The organism is Streptococcus infantis (genome assembly GCF_047463635.1).
Classification (GTDB): Bacteria; Bacillota; Bacilli; order Lactobacillales; family Streptococcaceae; genus Streptococcus; species Streptococcus infantis_W.
Genome location: NZ_JASHDL010000008.1, coordinates 74310 through 91670 on the forward strand (window position 1 = coordinate 74310; position 17361 = coordinate 91670).

The window sequence follows — 17361 nt, forward strand, 5'->3', positions numbered from 1 at the left end:
GTGAATAAAGAAAGGTCTATAAAAGACTGAAATGAAAACAACATTTAATTTAATTGCGACTGCTGCGGCGGGTTTAGAAGCTGTAGTTGGACGTGAAGTAAGAGATTTGGGTTATGATTGTCAGGTTGAAAATGGGCGTGTTCGTTTTCAAGGTGATGTTAAAGCGATTATCCAAACTAACCTGTGGCTAAGAGCTGCAGATAGAATCAAAATTGTTGTGGGAACTTTTCCTGCAAAAACATTTGAAGAACTCTTCCAAGGTGTTTTTGCTCTAGATTGGGAGAACTATCTCCCACTTGGGGCCCGTTTCCCAATTGCCAAGGCTAAGTGTGTCAAGTCAAAATTACACAATGAGCCAAGTGTGCAGGCAATTTCTAAAAAGGCAGTTGTTAAGAAACTACAAAAACACTATGCACGACCAGAAGGTGTTCCCCTGATGGAGAATGGTCCAGAGTTCAAGATTGAAGTTTCCATTTTGAAAGATATAGCGACTGTTATGATTGATACAACTGGGTCAAGTCTCTTTAAACGTGGTTACCGTACTGAAAAAGGTGGAGCTCCGATCAAAGAAAATATGGCAGCTGCGATTTTGCAACTTTCTAACTGGTACCCTGATAAGCCTTTGATTGATCCAACTTGTGGTTCGGGAACTTTCTGTATCGAGGCGGCTATGATTGCGCGCAAGATGGCGCCTGGTTTACGTCGTTCCTTTGCCTTTGAAGAATGGAACTGGGTCAGTGACCGCTTGATTCAAGAAGTCAGAACGGAGGCTAGTAAGCAGATAGATCGAGAGATTGAACTGGATATTATGGGATGTGATATCGATGGTCGTATGGTAGAAATTGCCAAGGCCAATGCCCAGGCAGCAGGAGTATCTGGAGATATTCTCTTTAAGCAGATGCGCGTGCAGGATTTACGTTCCGATAAGATCAATGGGGTGATTATCTCTAACCCGCCTTATGGTGAACGTCTATCAGATGATGCGGGAGTAACTAAACTTTATGCTGAAATGGGTGAGGTTTTTGAGCCTCTCAAGACGTGGAGTAAGTTTATCCTGACTAGTGACGAAGCCTTTGAAAGCAAATATGGTGGTCAGGCGGACAAAAAACGAAAACTCTACAATGGTACTTTGAAAGTTGATTTATATCAATATTTTGGTCAACGTGTCAAAAGAAATTTGACAGATTAGAAAGGAGTTGCCATGGATCCAAAGGATAAAAAAGAAGAGTTGTTAGAACCTGAGAAAACATCTAAGGAACCTCAGTTTGATTTTGAGGAAGCTAAGGATCTGACAGTTGGACAAGTTATTCGAAAAAATGAAGAAATCGAAGCGGGAGTAACTCCTGATGATACGATTTTGGACAAATACATTAAACAACACCGTGAAGAAATCGAAGCTGATAAATTTACAAACATTCAGGCGAAGAAAGAGGAACTTCGAAGTCTAGATGATTTGCTTCAAGACGCCAAAGAAACAATTGATGAAGAGGTTGAACCAGTAGAAGAAGTCCCTGACTTAGAGATTGTTGCTGAAGAAGAGGGAGTAGCAATGGAAGAATTTCTCCTTCCACCCCTTGAAGAAACCTTGGTTATGGATAAAAATCTAGTGGAACCTGTAACTGAGCCCCTTGTTGCAGAGGATGAAGAAGCTTTGCAAGAGGAACATCAATCCTTATCTCGCTCTGCTCAAGCAGAAGATGAGCCACAAAACAAAAAACTGTGGGTCATCTTGTCAGCTCTTTTAGCGATTATTGTCTTGATTATTGGGGGTAGCTACTACGTTTATCGTCAAATTACGCGTTCTTCCCAAGAAATTCAGTCTCAGTCATCTGATGCAGGTTTGGTAAGTAATCAAGCAATTCTCAATCAATTTAACAGTCTCTATGATACTTTTTATACTGATGAGAATAAAACTGCCCTAAAAAATAGTCAGTTTAGTCAGCTGAGTCAGCTCAAAGAGCTTTTAGATAAACTTGAGGGAGCTAGTGAGCATACTCTTGCCAAATCAAAATACGATAGTCTTGAAACACAAATCAAAGCGGTACAAGATGTTAATGCTCAATTTGAAACACCAGCTATTACAGATGGTGTTCTAAATACCAATGCTAAAGTAAAGGCAGATGCTAAATTTACCGAAGTTAAGACTGGGAATACTGAAATTGATAAACTGCTAGATAAGGCTATTAGTCTCGGTAAGAGTCAACTTTCAAGTTCTACAAGCTCAAGCAGTAGTCAGTCAAGTTCATCAAGCCAAGCAGAGTCAAGTTCTGCAACTGAAAGCAATGCTAGCAGCTCTGCTAATGCATCAACTTCAGCGGGTGAAACAGCCTCAGCAAGTAATATCCTAAATAGTGGACTAGCAAGCAATGGTGTGAACCTACAAAGAAGTGTCAGTCGAGTACCGTACAATCAAGCAGCTGTAAGTGATAGTAGTGATCCTGCTTGGACTTTTGCAGATGGTGTCCTTGAACGCATTCTTGAGACTTCGCGTGCGCGTGGCTACATTACAGGCAACCAATATATTTTGGAACCTGTGAATATTGTTAATGGTAATGGCTACTATAATCTTTATAAACCAGACGGTACCTATCTCTTTACCCTTAATTGTAAGACAGGTTACTTTGTAGGGAATGGTTCTGGACATGCGGATGATTTAGACTACTAGTCAAATTGTTACAAAATTCTTTCTTTTCACAGATAAACATGATAAAATAAAACATATTAAACAAGAGGAGTGTCACATGACAAAAGCTAACTTTGGTGTTGTTGGTATGGCCGTAATGGGTCGTAACCTTGCCCTTAATATTGAATCTCGTGGTTATACAGTTGCTATTTATAACCGTAGTAAAGAAAAAACTGAAGATGTGATTGCTTGCCACCCTGATAAAAACTTCGTGCCAAGCTATGATATCGAAAGCTTCGTAAACTCAATTGAAAAACCACGTCGTATCATGCTTATGGTTCAAGCAGGACCTGGTACAGATGCGACCATTCAAGCCCTTCTTCCACACTTGGATAAAGGTGATATCTTGATCGATGGAGGAAATACTTTCTATAAAGATACTATTCGTCGTAATGAAGAATTGGCGAACTCAGGTATCAACTTTATCGGTACAGGTGTTTCTGGTGGTGAAAAAGGTGCCCTTGAAGGACCATCTATCATGCCTGGCGGACAAAAAGAAGCTTATGACTTGGTAGCAGATGTTCTTGAAGAAATCTCTGCTAAAGCTCCAGAAGATGGTAAACCATGTGTAACTTACATCGGTCCTGATGGAGCTGGTCACTATGTAAAAATGGTCCACAATGGTATCGAGTACGGTGATATGCAATTGATCGCAGAAAGCTACGATCTTATGCAACACTTGCTTGGTCTTTCTGCAGAAGACATGGCTGAAATCTTTACTGAGTGGAACAAGGGTGAATTGGACAGCTACTTGATCGAAATCACTGCTGATATCCTTGGACGTAAAGATGATGAAGGTCAAGATGGACCAATCGTAGACTACATCCTGGATGCTGCAGGAAACAAGGGAACAGGTAAATGGACTAGCCAATCAGCTCTTGACCTTGGTGTGCCATTGTCACTCATTACTGAGTCAGTATTTGCCCGTTACATCTCAACTTACAAAGAAGAACGTGTTCATGCAAGCAAGGTGCTTCCAAAACCAGCCGCTTTCAAATTTGAAGGCGATAAGGCTGAATTGATTGAAAAAATCCGTCAAGCCCTTTACTTCTCAAAAATCATCTCATACGCACAAGGTTTTGCGCAATTGCGTGTAGCTTCTAAAGAAAATAACTGGAACTTGCCATTTGCAGATATCGCATCTATCTGGCGCGATGGATGTATCATCCGTTCTCGTTTCTTGCAAAAGATTACTGATGCTTACAACCGTGATGCAGATCTTGCTAACCTTCTTTTGGATGAGTACTTCTTGGATGTAACAGCTAAGTACCAACAATCAGTTCGTGATATCGTAGCTCTTGCTGTTCAAGCTGGTGTACCAGTGCCAACCTTCTCAGCAGCTATTACTTACTATGATAGCTACCGTTCAGCTGACCTTCCAGCTAATTTGATCCAAGCGCAACGTGACTACTTTGGTGCCCACACTTACCAACGTAAAGACAAAGAAGGAACATTCCACTACTCTTGGTATGACGAAAAATAAGTAGGTCAGCCATGGGGAAACGGATTTTATTACTTGAGAAAGAAAGAAATCTAGCTCATTTTTTAAGTCTGGAACTCCAAAAAGAGCAATACCGAGTTGATCAGGTAGAAGAGGGACAAAAAGCCCTCTCCATGGCTCTTCAGACTGACTATGACTTGATTTTACTGAATGCTCATCTAGGGGATATGACAGCCCAGGATTTTGCGGATAACTTGAGTCGGACCAAGCCAGCTTCGGTAATCATGGTCGTGGACCATCGAGAAGAATTGCAAGACCAACTTGAAACAATCCAGCGTTTCGCTGTTTCATACATCTACAAGCCAGTCATTATTGATGATTTGGTGGCTCGTATTGTAGCAATTTTCCGAGGTCGGGATTTTATAGACCAACACTGTAGTCAAATGAAGGTTCCTACATCCTATCGAAATCTGCGTATGGATGTAGAACATCATACCGTCTATCGTGGCGAGGAGATGATTGCTCTGACACGTCGTGAATATGACCTTTTAGCAACCCTTATGGGAAGCAAGAAGGTCTTAACTCGTGAGCAGTTGCTGGAAAGTGTTTGGAAGTATGAAAGTGCGACCGAAACCAATATTGTGGATGTTTATATCCGTTATTTACGTAGCAAACTTGACGTGAAAGGTCAAAAGAGCTACATTAAAACCGTGCGTGGTGTTGGTTATACCATGCAAGAATAGAAAAGCAGTTGCAGTTTTGTAACTGCTTTTTTTGAGTCGTTGAAATGTTGACATATGATTTGAACTTTGCTAGAATCATTTTGGAGGAAACAAGAATGAAATTTCTGAAAAAAATGATGCAAGTTGGACTCGCAGTCTTCTTCTTTGGTCTGTTAGCAACAAGTACAGTATTTGCGGATGATTCGAATTCTGAAGGCTGGAAATTTGTTCAAGAAAATGGTAGAACCTACTACAAGAAGGGTGACATCAAAGAAACGGCCTGGCGAGTGATTGATGGGAAAACTTACTTTTTTGACTATATGGGAGAAATGGTAGTAGGTTGGCAGTATATTCCTATGCCAGATGAAGGTAGTACCATTGGTCCTTACCCAAATGGTATCAGATTAGAATATATGCCAATGTCAAAATGGTATTACTTTAATCAAGATGGGATCCTACAAGAATTTGTTGGTTGGCAACAATTAGAGGCTAAGGATTCGTTAAATGTTGGCAAAAAACATGGTGAAGGCTTTGAAGGCCCAGAAGTTCTTAAATTAGCAAACTATTACTTTGACCAAGACCATTCTTTAAAAACAGGTTGGCTTTATGATCAGTCTAACTGGTATTACCTAGCAAAAACAGGTTCTTCTGGGAAAGACTACCATGGTGGTGAAAGACGTACAGGTTGGATAAATGATAACTCAACTTGGTACTATCTCGATCCAACAACTGCTGCAATGCAAACAGGTTGGCAATATCTTGGTAACAAATGGTACTACCTACGTTCATCAGGTGCTATGGCGACAGGTTGGTATCAAGAAGGTTCAACTTGGTATTACCTAGATGCTCAAAACGGTGATATGAAAACAGGTTGGGTGTCTATCAATGGATATTGGTACTACCTACGTTCATCAGGAACCATGGCAACAGGCTGGTATCAAGAAGGTTCAACTTGGTATTATCTAGATGCTCAAAATGGTGATATGAAAACTGGCTGGATTTATGTCGGTAATACTTGGTATTATCTCCGTTCATCAGGAGCTATGGTGACAGGTTGGTTCCAAGTTAATGGTAAATGGTACTATGCTTATAGTTCAGGTGCCTTAGCTGTGAATACCACTGTAGGTGGCTACTACGTCAACTACAATGGTGAGTGGGTACAATAATGAAAACAAGCGATTGTGAAAGGAAACAATCGCTTTTTTTGTGAAAATATAATAAAATAGAAAGGAATAAAGTTCTAAAATTTTATCTAGAAACAGATGATTTTCATCTGATAGTAGGATTAAATGACAAAAGAAGTTGGTGTCGGTCAGGCACATAGTAAAATTATTTTAATCGGAGAGCATGCGGTGGTTTATGGCTACCCAGCCATCTCTTTACCTCTTTTAGAGGTGGAGGTGACTTGTCGGGTGGTTCCAGCAGCGACACCATGGCGTCTGTTTGAAGAGGACACCTTGTCCATGGCTGTGTATGCTTCTCTCGAGTATCTAAATATCAAAGATGCATGCATTCGTTGTCAAATTGACTCGGCTATTCCTGAAAAACGTGGGATGGGTTCTTCAGCAGCCATAAGTATTGCAGCCATTCGAGCGGTATTTGATTATTACCAAGCAGAACTTCCACATGATGTTTTAGAAATTTTGGTCAATCGGGCGGAGATGATTGCCCATATGAATCCTAGTGGTTTAGATGCCAAGACCTGTCTTAGTGACCAACCTATTCGTTTTATCAAGAATGTAGGTTTTGAAGAATTAGCCATGGATTTATCAGCTTATCTGGTCATTGCAGATACTGGAGTTTATGGACATACTCGTGAAGCTATCCAAGTCGTGCAGAGCAAGGGCAAGGATGCCTTACCATTCTTGCATGCGCTAGGAGAGTTGACCCAAGAAGCAGAAGAAGCAATAAAAATAAAAGATGCCGTGAAGCTGGGAGAGATTCTTACCAAAGCTCATGGAAATCTAAAAGAAATCGGAGTTAGTAGCCCTGAGGCAGATGCCTTGGTTGAAACTGCCCTTGAACATGGTGCTCTAGGTGCCAAGATGAGTGGTGGTGGTCTAGGAGGCTGCATCATCGCCTTGGTTGCTAATGAGAGCCAAGCGCAAGAACTAGCAGAAAGATTAGAAGAGAAAGGAGCTGTTCAGACATGGATCGAAAGCCTGTAACAGTACGTTCCTATGCCAATATTGCTATTATCAAATATTGGGGTAAGAAAGCAGAAAAAGAGATGGTTCCTGCGACTAGCAGTATCTCTCTAACCTTAGAAAATATGTATACGGAGACGACACTTTCACCTTTACCAGCAGATGCAAGCTCGGATACTTTCTACATCAATGGTCAGCTGCAAAACGAAGCTGAGCATGTTAAAATGAGTAAAATCATTGACCGCTACCGTCCTGAAGGAGCAGGTTTTGTTCGTATCGATACCAAGAACAATATGCCGACAGCAGCAGGTCTTTCTTCAAGTTCCAGTGGCTTATCTGCCCTGGTCAAAGCCTGCAACGCCTATTTCCAATTAGGATTAGATCGTAAAGAGTTAGCCTTGGAAGCTAAATTTGCATCTGGTTCTTCATCTCGTAGTTTTTATGGACCGATAGCAGCTTGGGACAAGGATAGTGGAGAGATTTATCCAGTCGAGACTGACTTGAAACTAGCCATGATTATGTTGGTTTTAGAAGACCAGAAAAAACCAATCTCTAGTCGGGATGGTATGAAACTCTGTGTGGAAACTTCAACGACTTTTGATGAGTGGATTCGTCAGTCTGAACAAGACTACAAGGATATGTTGATTTACCTCAAGGAAAATGACTTTGAGAAAGTTGGAGTATTAACAGAAAAGAACGCTCTCGCAATGCATGCTACGACAAAAACAGCAACTCCATCCTTCTCTTACCTGACGGATGCGAGTTATGAGGCTATGGATTTTGTTCGTCAGCTTAGGGAACAAGGAGAATCTTGTTACTTCACCATGGATGCGGGGCCTAATGTAAAGGTTCTTTGTTTAGAAAAAGACTTGGAACATCTATCAAAACTTTTAGGTCAACGCTATCGCTTAATCGTTTCAAAAACAAAGGATTTGAGCCAAGATGACGATTGTTAAAACTTGTGGGAAGCTCTATTGGGTTGGGGAGTATGCCATTTTAGAACCAGGACAGTTGGCGCTAATAAAGGCTATTCCCATCTATATGACGGCTGAGATTAAAGCGTCTAATGATTATCGACTCTACTCAGATATGTTTTCCTATAGTGTAGACTTGCGAGCGGATTCTTCTTATGCCTTGATTCAAGAAACAGTTGCCATAGTAGAGGAATACCTGACTGCTCAAGGAGTTGAACTACAGCCTTTCTCCCTAGACATTCGTGGGAAAATGGAGCGTGAAGGCAAGAAGTTTGGACTGGGTTCTAGTGGTAGCGTCATTGTCCTGGTTATCAAGGCCATGCTTGCTTTCTATGAAAGACCCGTTGAAAGAGAACTCTTGTTTAAACTGGCTAGTGCAGTTCTTCTCAAACGTGGAGATAATGGTTCCATGGGGGACATTGCCTGTATCGTTTCAGAAGATTTAGTACTCTATCAGTCATTTGACCGCGAGAAAGTGGCACAATGGCTAGAAAAGGAAGAACTGCAAGCTGTATTAGCACGTGACTGGGGCTTTTCAATCGCGAGCGTTGAACCGGTCTTTACTTTTGATTTTCTGGTTGGTTGGACCAAGGAAGTGGCTGTATCTAGTCATATGGTAAAGCAAATTAAAAATAATATGAACGCTAGCTTCTTAGAAGCTTCAAAAGAAATTGTAGCTAACTTGGTAAAGGCTTTGGAGGTAGGTCAAGAAGATAAAATCATTGAGTTGCTAAATCATGCTAGTTTGCTTTTAGAAGGCTTGAGTTCAGACATTTACACACCTTCGCTCAGGCAATTAAAAAATGCCAGTCAAGACTTGAAAGCTGTCGCTAAAAGTAGTGGTGCTGGTGGTGGAGACTGTGGGATTGCCCTCAGTTTTGACCAAGATTCGACAACATTACTGAAAAAACGCTGGGTTGATCTAGAAATTGAGCTCTTGTATCAAGAAAGGATGGGACATGACGACAAATCGGAAGGATGAACACATCCGCTATGCCCTTGAACAAAAAAGTTCTTATAATAGTTTTGATGAAGTTGAATTGATTCATTCTTCGCTACCCTTATACGACATAGATGAGATTGATCTTTCGACAGAATTTGCAGGGCGAAAATGGGACTTTCCTTTTTATATAAATGCCATGACAGGTGGGAGTGATAAGGGCAGAGAAATCAATCAAAAATTGGCTCAGGTGGCTGAGGCCTGTGGAATTTTATTTGTAACGGGTTCCTATAGCGCTGCTCTTAAGGATCCTTCAGATGACTCTTTTTCAGTCAAAACTAGTTACCCTAATCTTCTACTTGGAACCAATATTGGCTTAGACAAGCCTGTAGAACTAGGATTACAAACAGTGAAAGAGATGAATCCCCTTCTCTTGCAAGTTCATGTCAATGTCATGCAAGAATTGCTCATGCCAGAAGGTGAACGTCAATTTAGATTGTGGCCAAGTAATCTGAAAGATTATGCTGAGCAAATCTCTGTTCCCCTTGTTTTGAAAGAAGTCGGCTTTGGCATGGATGTGAAGACCATTGCTAAGGCATACGAGATAGGCATACGTACGGTTGATTTGTCTGGCCGTGGGGGAACTAGTTTTGCCTATATCGAAAATCGTCGTAGCGGGCAACGGGACTACCTCAATGATTGGGGGCAATCAACTATGCAGGCTCTTATCAATGCCCAAGACTGGAAAGATAAAATAGAGCTTCTGGTAAGCGGAGGGGTTCGCAATCCACTAGATATTATCAAATGCTTGGTCTTTGGAGCAAGGGCAGTTGGGCTATCACGCACCATGTTAGAGTTGGTCGAAAACTACCCAGTAGATGTCGTTATCTCTATTGTTGAAAGCTGGAAGGAAGACCTACGTTTGATTATGTGCGCCCTTAATTGTAAAAGAATTGAGGATTTACAAGAGGTTGACTATCTCCTGTATGGAAAATTAAAAGAAGCAAAAGATCAACTATAAGGAGGTCGGGATTTTGGTCCCGGTCTTTTTATCATTCCTCAGACTGATGTGACATTTTGGTTTTGTGATACAATAAAATAGAGAGGACGGATACATGCGAAAATTTCAAATTTTTCTCTTTATTGAAGCTTGTTTATTGACAGGAGCTCTGATTATGATGGTATCAGAGCATTTTTCCCGTTTTCTGCTGATATTGCTCTTGTTTTTACTGCTGATTCGATACTATACTGGTAGACAGGGGAATAACTTCATTTTAGTGGCGGTGAGCATCCTATTTCTCTTTATCATCATGCTCAATCCCTTTGTCATTTTAGCCATCTTTGTAGCCTTGATTTACAGCCTGTTCTTACTTTATCCTATGATGAACCAGGAAAGAGAAGATACCAATCTGATTTTTGAAGAGGTAGTGACGGTGAAGAGGGAGAAAAATCGCTGGTTTGGAAATCTCCACCACTTTTCAAGCTACCAGACTTGCCGCTTTGATGATATCAACCTTTTTCGTCTCATGGGGAAGGATACCATTCATCTAGAACATGTGATTTTGAGCAATCATGATAATGTCATCATCTTGAGAAAACTGGTTGGTACGACTAGAATTATTGTACCAGTGGATGTAGAAGTCAGTCTTAGTGTTAATTCTCTGTACGGAGATTTAACCTTTTTTGACCAGCCTAAACGTGCTTTACGTAATGAGCAATTTCATCAAGAAACCAGAGATTATCTCAAGAGTCCCAAGAGTGTTAAGATTCTTTTGACAACTATGATTGGAGATGTTGAGGTGGTGCGAGGATGAAAAAACAACCTTATATTTTAATTGGTCTCACCTCATTTCTCTTTGTTGCTTTTCTATTTCGAAGCCTTTTTAAGGTCTTAGATTTGGAGTGGACTTCTCTCTTCCAAGATTTAGAAAAGACAGAAAAAGTCTTATTTCTGGCTTTAATGTTTAGTCTCGCCCTGGCATTTTTATTAGTCCTATTCTGGACAATGGTTGATGAAATTGCAAAAAGAAGAATCCAAGCAAATCTCAAACGTCTGCTAGCTGGCAAAGATATTGAAAGTCTGGGAGATGCTGACTTAGACGCAAGTTTTAGAAACTTGTCAGGAAAGCTCGGTTTGTTAACAGAAGCTATTCAAAAAGCGGACAATCAAGCCTTGATCAAGGAAGAACAGATTATCGAAAAGGAGCGAAAGCGAATCGCGCGTGACTTGCATGATACAGTCAGCCAAGAAATTTTTGCTGCCCACATGATTTTATCGGGGCTCAGCCAACAAGCTTTTAAATTAGACAGAGAGAAGATGCAAACTCAGCTTCATAGTGTGACTGCCATTTTAGAGACAGCTCAAAGAGACTTGCGCATTCTTCTTTTGCATCTACGACCAATTGAACTGGAACAAAAAAGCTTGGTGGAGGGGATTCAGCTACTCCTCAAAGAGCTAGAAGAAAAAAGTGAGCTGAAGGTAAGTTTTAAATATCAGGTAACTGCACTACCTAAAAAGATTGAGGAGCATGTCTTCCGAATTGTACAAGAATTGATTAGTAATACACTTCGGCATGCACAAGCTTCATGTCTAGATGTTTACCTTTATCAAACGGAAACGGAATTACAGTTGAAGGTTGCAGACAATGGTCGTGGTTTTCAGCTGGATGATGTTGATGAACTGAGCTATGGTCTGCGAAATATCAAAGAACGAGTGGAAGATATGGCTGGGACTATACAATTATTAACAGCTCCCAAGCAAGGTTTGGCAGTGGATATTCGTATTCCCTTGCTTGATTTGGATAGATAAGAGGAAGTAAGATGAAACTATTATTGGTAGATGACCACCAAATGGTGCGTCTTGGTTTGAAAAGTTATTTTGAATTACAAGATGATGTAGAGGTTGTAGGAGAAGCAACCAATGGTGCGGAAGGAATTTCCATGGCCTTGGAGCTTCGTCCAGATGTGATTGTCATGGATATTGTCATGCCTGAAGTCAATGGGATTGATGCGACACTAGCTATTCTCAAAGAATGGCCAGAGGCTAAAATCTTGATTGTGACATCTTACCTAGATAATGAAAAAATCATGCCAGTCTTGAATGCTGGAGCTAGAGGATATATGCTTAAGACTTCGAGCGCAGATGAATTGTTACACGCTGTTCGTAAGGTAGCAGCCGGTGAGTTCGCTATTGAACAAGAGGTGAGTAAAAAGGTAGAATACAACCGCAATCATATTGAATTACATGAAGAGCTGACTGCGCGTGAACGAGATGTCCTTCAACTAATCGCCAAGGGCTATGAAAATCAGCGTATTGCTGATGAACTTTTCATCTCCCTTAAGACAGTTAAAACCCACGTCTCCAACATTCTTGCTAAACTTCAGGTTAGCGACCGCACCCAGGCAGCAGTTTATGCCTTTCAACATCACTTGGTAGGGCAGGAGAACTTCTAGATGCATCTTTTGGAGCCAAACTAAGGTTTATTCGGTAAATTGGATACTTTTAGCAAAAAACAGTAATTTAGGATTAACAAGTACATCAAGTATCTCAAGTAGTCCTGAAAACTCGGTTCTGACTTGAAAAAACCATAATAGGCGGTAGCTAGTAGAACTTGTTAACAACAAGAATAGTAGAGAGTATCATCTCGAGAAGGATGTCTGTCAAATGAGCCTAGCGCTGTTGTTCAGACTGCAAAAAGAGACAAATGATTTAGACCAAGGATTTAGTTCAGTATGCTAGAAGACTAATACTCAATGAAAATCAAAGAGCAAACTAGGAAGCTAGCCGCAGGTTGCTCAAAGCACTGCTTTGAGGTTGCAGATAGAACTGACGAAGTCAGCTCAAAACACTGTTTTGAGGTTGTGGATAGAACTGACGAAGTCAGTAACCATACCTATGGCAAGGTGAAGCTGACGTGGTTTGAAGAGATTTTCGAAGAGTATAAGTCCTTTTATAGTGGATTGAATCTGGAATAGTACACTATGACTGCTAAAAATATTTCTAGAAATTACTTTGACTTTTCTAATCTCTTTGTTCATATCTTATTTCAATCTACTATATTTGACTCTCACAGGTGTAATCGATGGCATCCCTCGGTGCTATCTCATAATTTTTAAAAGAAAACACCATTTTAAGCCTATAAAATCAAAAAAAGCAAAAATTTTTAGTGTGCGATCACCTATAGTATGGGATTCATTAAAAACTCTTTCCTTACCCTCCTAGAACATAAGAAGGTCTATCGATTGTCTTGTTAAAAATATATACTTGGACTAGCATCTTTCTTAAGTGGTTTGTCAATAAAAAGTGTAGGTTGATTTTTCTTGAGTAGTAAAAGATTCAAGAATATTTAGGGTTACTCATGTTCTTTGATAAAAACTCCATTCATATATTTTTTCTTTCATTCTGAAAACTTAATGTAAATTTTCTGTTTTTTTGAAATTTTGTGTCTTAAAAGGTCCAGTGAAGAAAACTGTGTGTGTAGAATCCTGTTTTACTTAATTTTTAGATAACTATATTAAGTGATAAAAGGCAGTGTATATGTAGTTTTGGGTTTATAAAATACTTGAAAGTTCAAAAATTGTTTTAATTGACTATTTTCTAGAAGAGATGTATAATTGAATTGTATGTAAAAGACATGCAGTTATTTTTAAACAAAGGAGATAATGTGATGTATTTTAATCGTAAAAATGCAGAGCAGAAGAACTGGCGTATGATTAAAAAAGGAAAACATTTCCTTTTTGGTTGTTCGCTTGTCTTTGCAGTTGGTGCAGCCTTGGTAGCTCCAACGGTTAAGGCCGACACAGCTGATACTGGGGAGGTAGAGACTAAAACTGCCAACTCAGCTGCTGAAGCAAGCTCTAGTGACGAAGTAGGAACGTATAAAGCACCAGCAGTGGAGGTATCAACAACTTCACCAGTGGTTGCCGAACATCCTACAAGTTCAGAAGCTACCTCAGCAAAAACAGCTAAGGAAGCAGATGGAGTTCAGCTTCCTTCATTGACAGTGGTAGCAGATTCTTCAGCTTTGACAGATGAAGAAAAAGCAAATGTAGTGGCAGCTGTTAAGGGTGTGAATCCTACTGCGACTGATGTTCAAGTCCAAGCAGATGGATCAGTAGTTGTTACTTTTGCAGATGGTTCAACTGCAAACTTGACAGCAAGTCAAACTGTTAAAGTGGCAGCTCCAGCAGAAACTTCAGCCACTCAACCTAAGTCAAGAAGCCGTCGAGCAGCAGGACAAGAACGTGCTCAAGATCGCTCTTCGGAAGAGAAAGACATCAAGTACGTTTATAAAGACAGAACTGCTACAGTAAACGATGGAGATCCAACTCAACGTGCTAAGATCGAGTACAGACAGCTGGGAGACTATGAGGTAGTCGATGGAAAAACAGTGGCTACAGACCCATCTGGTCAAGGTCGTCCAGTCTTGGAGTGGACGGTAACCTTTAACGAGGCTCAGTACGATAAGATGGGAGGATACTACTACTTTACAATCCCTAAAAATGTATCTGATCCTTATAAAGTTGTGACAGAATATAACAACGGCGCTTACGGCCCCCGCGATGGCTGGGTGGATGGAAATGTTACACCAGGTGGTTCGCCGTCTGCAGAAGGTCAGCAGTTTATCGATGCTGGTAATAAACTTGAGTGGCGTGTCAAGAATACCGTTGGGGGAGACTACAACAACGTAAATGGTCTTAGCGGTGTCATGAACAACACTAAAAAGGTTTATGTCCTTAGTTATGGTAACAACACTAAGGCGCGCATGGTTACTATTAAGTACCGTACTGTAGTTGAAGACCCATCACAGACCATTTCTTATATTGCTGGAGTTGAATCTAAAACAGGCTTACCACGAAACAACTGGTATGCTATCTCAGGTAAATATGATAAGCAACTGGTTAGTCAGGTTGCTGCACCAAGTGTGACTCCAAACTTGACCAACACCTCTGTCAACGTTCCTGTTCAAACTGTAGCTTCAACTTCAAGCACTCTTTCAGGAACAGGGGTTCCAGGTGCAACTATTAAGATTTATATCGATGGTCAAGAGCAAAACATCGGCAATGTCACTGTTGACAGTAGCGGTAACTGGACTACAGGTGAGCTTCCAACAGCCTTGAACAACAACCAAGGTGATGGTACAACTATCAAACCACGTCAAACAGTAGAGGTAAGCCAAGTAGTTAACGGTGAAGAAAGTAGCCGTCGTACTGTACCAGTATCTGTTGGTGTAACAACTGTTGAACCTTCAAGCTTGACTACTAACCAAGCTGCAGTTGTAGCAGGACAAAAAGAGGTTACTCTTAAGGTTCCTCATGATGCAGGAATTGCCTACATGCGCTATACAAATACTGCTGGAGAGACTGTTGAGATTCCAGTCAAACGTGATAATGCCTCATCTGCATGGACATCACAAAAATCAGATAAGGCAACTGTCAAATCAGTTGAGCACGGTAAGTTCCAAGATACGATCGTTCTTACCATGGCTGACAAGATTGCAGGTACAGAAGTAGCAGCAATCTCAAACGTGGTAGAGGGTGGCTTCTCAAGTGTGGCTGACTGGCAACCACGCTCAGTAGAAAACCAAGCTCCAACTATTGCATCAGCAGTTGAAGGAAACAAAAAAACTGTTGCTCAAGGTGCTCAACTTGACCTTGCATCTCTTGTGACAGTAGCAGATAAAGAAGATGATGCCCAAGCAACCCTAGGTGATAAGGTCCATGCTGAAGTTGTTTCAGTAAATGGCGACACAGCAACCAAGACAGTTGATACAAATACCCAAGGCACTTACACAGTTAAGTATAAAGCTGTTGATAGCCAAGGTAAAGAGTCAAACGAGATTGAAGTTACTGTAGTTGTCACTCCTGCACGTGACAACGTAGCGCCAACAGTAGAGATTCCTTATTCTAATAAAGCTGAAAAAGAAGTTTATGTCTATGGTGGGGAAGCAAACTCATTCGATATCAAATTCAAAGATGATAGCGGAAAAATTGCAAGTGCTACTGTAAGACAAGGTGGTAACAAACCGTTTGATCCTGTTACTGGTGAAGCAAATACCATCAACACTCAATATGGATTTAAAGCAAATGTTATCAATGCTGAAACTCCGGCAACAGCAGATGCACCAGCAGTCATTACCTACTCAGGTACTCCAGCAGCAACAGATGGTTTATCAAAAGAAAGACTAGACGCAGCAACTAAAGGACTAAATCCAGAAGGTTTGGCTTTGGGATGGCGTTATGCAACTGCAACGGATACAGATGGTGCATTTATTGAGAATGGAGCAACAAATGCTTCAAACCCAACTGACCCAGGTGCATTCCGTGTCATGCTTAAGGCACAAACTCAAAAATATGACATTGTAGCTCCAACAGAAAAAGTTGCTGTAGCAGACCCAACGAATGTAACAGATGACGACTTAGCTAAAATCAAAGAGAAACTCCAACTTGAGTACTCTCAAACGAATGATGATGCTAACTTGGCAGACAAAAAAGGTACAGCTGTAGCTGATAAAGATGCTAAGATTCAATCAGTCACAAAAGACGCTGATGGAAATCTTGTTGTGACCTATAAAGATGGTTCTCAAGATAAGAAACCATTGTCAGAATTTGTAACTAAAGATACAACAACTCCTGCACGTGACAACGTAGCACCAACAGTAGAGATTCCTTACTCTAATAAAGCTACTAAAGAAGTTTATGTATACGGTGGAGAAGCAAACTCATTCGATATCAAATTCAAAGATGATAGCGGAAAAATTGCAAGTGCTACTGTAAAACAAGGTGGTAACAAAGCGTTTGCTGATGTTGCAGGTGAAGCAAATACCATCAACACTCAATATGGATTTAAAGCAAATGTTATCAATGCTGAAACTCCGGCACCAGCAGATGCACCAGCAGTCATTACCTACTCAGGTACTCCAGCAGCAACAGATGGTTTATCAAAAGAAAGACTAGATGCAGCAACTAAAGGACTAAATCCAGAAGGTTTGGCTTTGGGATGGCGTTATGCAACTGCAACGGATACAGATGGTGCATTTATTCAGAATGGAGCAACAAATGCTTCAAACGCAACTGACCCAGGTGCATTCCGTGTCATGCTTAAGGCCCAAACTCAAAAATATGACATTGCAACTCCGACTGAAAAAGTTACTGTAGCAGATCCAGCTAACGTAACAGAAGCTGAGTTGGCTAAAATCAAAGAAAAAGTCCAACTTGAGTACTCTCAAAATAACGATGATGCTAACTTAGCAGACAAAAAAGGTACAGCTGTAGCTGATAAAGATGCTAAGATTAAATCAATTGAAAAAGATGGAAACAATCTTGTTGTAACCTATGCAGATGGTTCTCAAGATAAGAAACCATTGTCAGAATTTGTAAACGTAGCTCCAACAGTTGAGCTCCCATACTCAAATGAAGCTAAGAAAGAAATCTATGTTTATACAGGTGAAAACA

The 17361-nt window shown here is 40.6% G+C and carries 13 protein-coding genes and 1 pseudogene; all 14 read left to right on the plus strand.

Annotation, left to right across the window (positions count from 1 at the left end; all coding sequences use genetic code 11):
- Nucleotides 1–31 precede the first annotated feature (31 nt).
- Nucleotides 32–1189 (plus strand): THUMP domain-containing class I SAM-dependent RNA methyltransferase, encoded by a 1158-nt coding sequence (locus QM867_RS06235; RefSeq protein WP_414315368.1) that lies wholly within the window; start codon nucleotides 32–34, stop codon nucleotides 1187–1189.
- A 12-nt stretch (nucleotides 1190–1201) separates the two neighbouring features.
- Nucleotides 1202–2665: a cell division site-positioning protein MapZ gene (gene mapZ, locus QM867_RS06240; RefSeq protein WP_414315369.1), complete on the plus strand. Its 1464-nt coding sequence runs from the start codon at nucleotides 1202–1204 to the stop codon at nucleotides 2663–2665.
- Between the two features lie 76 nt (nucleotides 2666–2741).
- Entirely contained in the window at nucleotides 2742–4166 is a 1425-nt protein-coding gene (gene gndA, locus QM867_RS06245) for an NADP-dependent phosphogluconate dehydrogenase (protein WP_414315370.1), read from the plus strand.
- An 11-nt stretch (nucleotides 4167–4177) separates the two neighbouring features.
- Complete coding sequence (locus tag QM867_RS06250) at nucleotides 4178–4867, plus strand: DNA-binding response regulator (RefSeq protein WP_248034639.1); 690 nt, start codon at nucleotides 4178–4180, stop codon at nucleotides 4865–4867.
- A 95-nt stretch (nucleotides 4868–4962) separates the two neighbouring features.
- A complete protein-coding gene (locus QM867_RS06255; protein WP_414315371.1) occupies nucleotides 4963–6012 on the plus strand; it encodes an N-acetylmuramoyl-L-alanine amidase family protein in 1050 nt (349 codons plus the stop codon).
- Nucleotides 6013–6135: 123 nt separating this feature from the next.
- Entirely contained in the window at nucleotides 6136–7014 is an 879-nt protein-coding gene (gene mvk / locus QM867_RS06260) for a mevalonate kinase (protein ID WP_414315372.1), read from the plus strand.
- Nucleotides 6996–7949 (plus strand): diphosphomevalonate decarboxylase, encoded by a 954-nt coding sequence (gene mvaD / locus QM867_RS06265; RefSeq protein WP_414315373.1) that lies wholly within the window; start codon nucleotides 6996–6998, stop codon nucleotides 7947–7949. Before mvk ends, mvaD begins: the two co-directional genes overlap by 19 nt.
- Nucleotides 7936–8949: a phosphomevalonate kinase gene (locus QM867_RS06270; protein WP_414315374.1), complete on the plus strand. Its 1014-nt coding sequence runs from the start codon at nucleotides 7936–7938 to the stop codon at nucleotides 8947–8949. Before mvaD ends, QM867_RS06270 begins: the two co-directional genes overlap by 14 nt.
- The gene (gene fni / locus QM867_RS06275; protein ID WP_414285307.1) at nucleotides 8927–9928 is read left to right on the plus strand and encodes a type 2 isopentenyl-diphosphate Delta-isomerase; all 1002 of its coding nucleotides are present in this window, start codon (nucleotides 8927–8929) and stop codon (nucleotides 9926–9928) included. Before QM867_RS06270 ends, fni begins: the two co-directional genes overlap by 23 nt.
- Nucleotides 9929–10022: 94 nt before the next feature.
- The gene (gene liaF / locus QM867_RS06280; protein ID WP_414315375.1) at nucleotides 10023–10721 is read left to right on the plus strand and encodes a cell wall-active antibiotics response protein LiaF; all 699 of its coding nucleotides are present in this window, start codon (nucleotides 10023–10025) and stop codon (nucleotides 10719–10721) included.
- The gene (locus QM867_RS06285; protein ID WP_414315376.1) at nucleotides 10718–11716 is read left to right on the plus strand and encodes a sensor histidine kinase; all 999 of its coding nucleotides are present in this window, start codon (nucleotides 10718–10720) and stop codon (nucleotides 11714–11716) included. Before liaF ends, QM867_RS06285 begins: the two co-directional genes overlap by 4 nt.
- Before the next feature lie 11 nt (nucleotides 11717–11727).
- Entirely contained in the window at nucleotides 11728–12360 is a 633-nt protein-coding gene (locus QM867_RS06290) for a response regulator (protein WP_281335122.1), read from the plus strand.
- Between the two features lie 300 nt (nucleotides 12361–12660).
- Nucleotides 12661–12882, plus strand: a complete 222-nt coding sequence (locus QM867_RS06295) for a hypothetical protein (protein ID WP_049549518.1) — start codon at nucleotides 12661–12663, stop codon at nucleotides 12880–12882.
- Nucleotides 12883–13574: 692 nt separating this feature from the next.
- Nucleotides 13575–17361, plus strand: a pseudogene (locus tag QM867_RS06300) (hypothetical protein); the annotation flags it as partial.

What these genes read in the sequence shown, in the direction of transcription:
- QM867_RS06255 (WP_414315371.1), top strand. Translation starts at nt 4,963, where the DNA reads ATGAAATTTCTGAAAAAAATGATGCAAGTTGGACTCGCAGTCTTCTTC.
- QM867_RS06250 (WP_248034639.1), top strand. Translation starts at nt 4,178, where the DNA reads ATGGGGAAACGGATTTTATTACTTGAGAAAGAAAGAAATCTAGCTCAT.
- fni (WP_414285307.1), top strand. Translation starts at nt 8,927, where the DNA reads ATGACGACAAATCGGAAGGATGAACACATCCGCTATGCCCTTGAACAA.
- liaF (WP_414315375.1), top strand. Translation starts at nt 10,023, where the DNA reads ATGCGAAAATTTCAAATTTTTCTCTTTATTGAAGCTTGTTTATTGACA.
- QM867_RS06270 (WP_414315374.1), top strand. Translation starts at nt 7,936, where the DNA reads ATGACGATTGTTAAAACTTGTGGGAAGCTCTATTGGGTTGGGGAGTAT.
- QM867_RS06285 (WP_414315376.1), top strand. Translation starts at nt 10,718, where the DNA reads ATGAAAAAACAACCTTATATTTTAATTGGTCTCACCTCATTTCTCTTT.
- gndA (WP_414315370.1), top strand. Translation starts at nt 2,742, where the DNA reads ATGACAAAAGCTAACTTTGGTGTTGTTGGTATGGCCGTAATGGGTCGT.
- mvk (WP_414315372.1), top strand. Translation starts at nt 6,136, where the DNA reads ATGACAAAAGAAGTTGGTGTCGGTCAGGCACATAGTAAAATTATTTTA.
- QM867_RS06295 (WP_049549518.1), top strand. Translation starts at nt 12,661, where the DNA reads ATGAAAATCAAAGAGCAAACTAGGAAGCTAGCCGCAGGTTGCTCAAAG.
- mapZ (WP_414315369.1), top strand. Translation starts at nt 1,202, where the DNA reads ATGGATCCAAAGGATAAAAAAGAAGAGTTGTTAGAACCTGAGAAAACA.
- QM867_RS06235 (WP_414315368.1), top strand. Translation starts at nt 32, where the DNA reads ATGAAAACAACATTTAATTTAATTGCGACTGCTGCGGCGGGTTTAGAA.
- mvaD (WP_414315373.1), top strand. Translation starts at nt 6,996, where the DNA reads ATGGATCGAAAGCCTGTAACAGTACGTTCCTATGCCAATATTGCTATT.
- QM867_RS06290 (WP_281335122.1), top strand. Translation starts at nt 11,728, where the DNA reads ATGAAACTATTATTGGTAGATGACCACCAAATGGTGCGTCTTGGTTTG.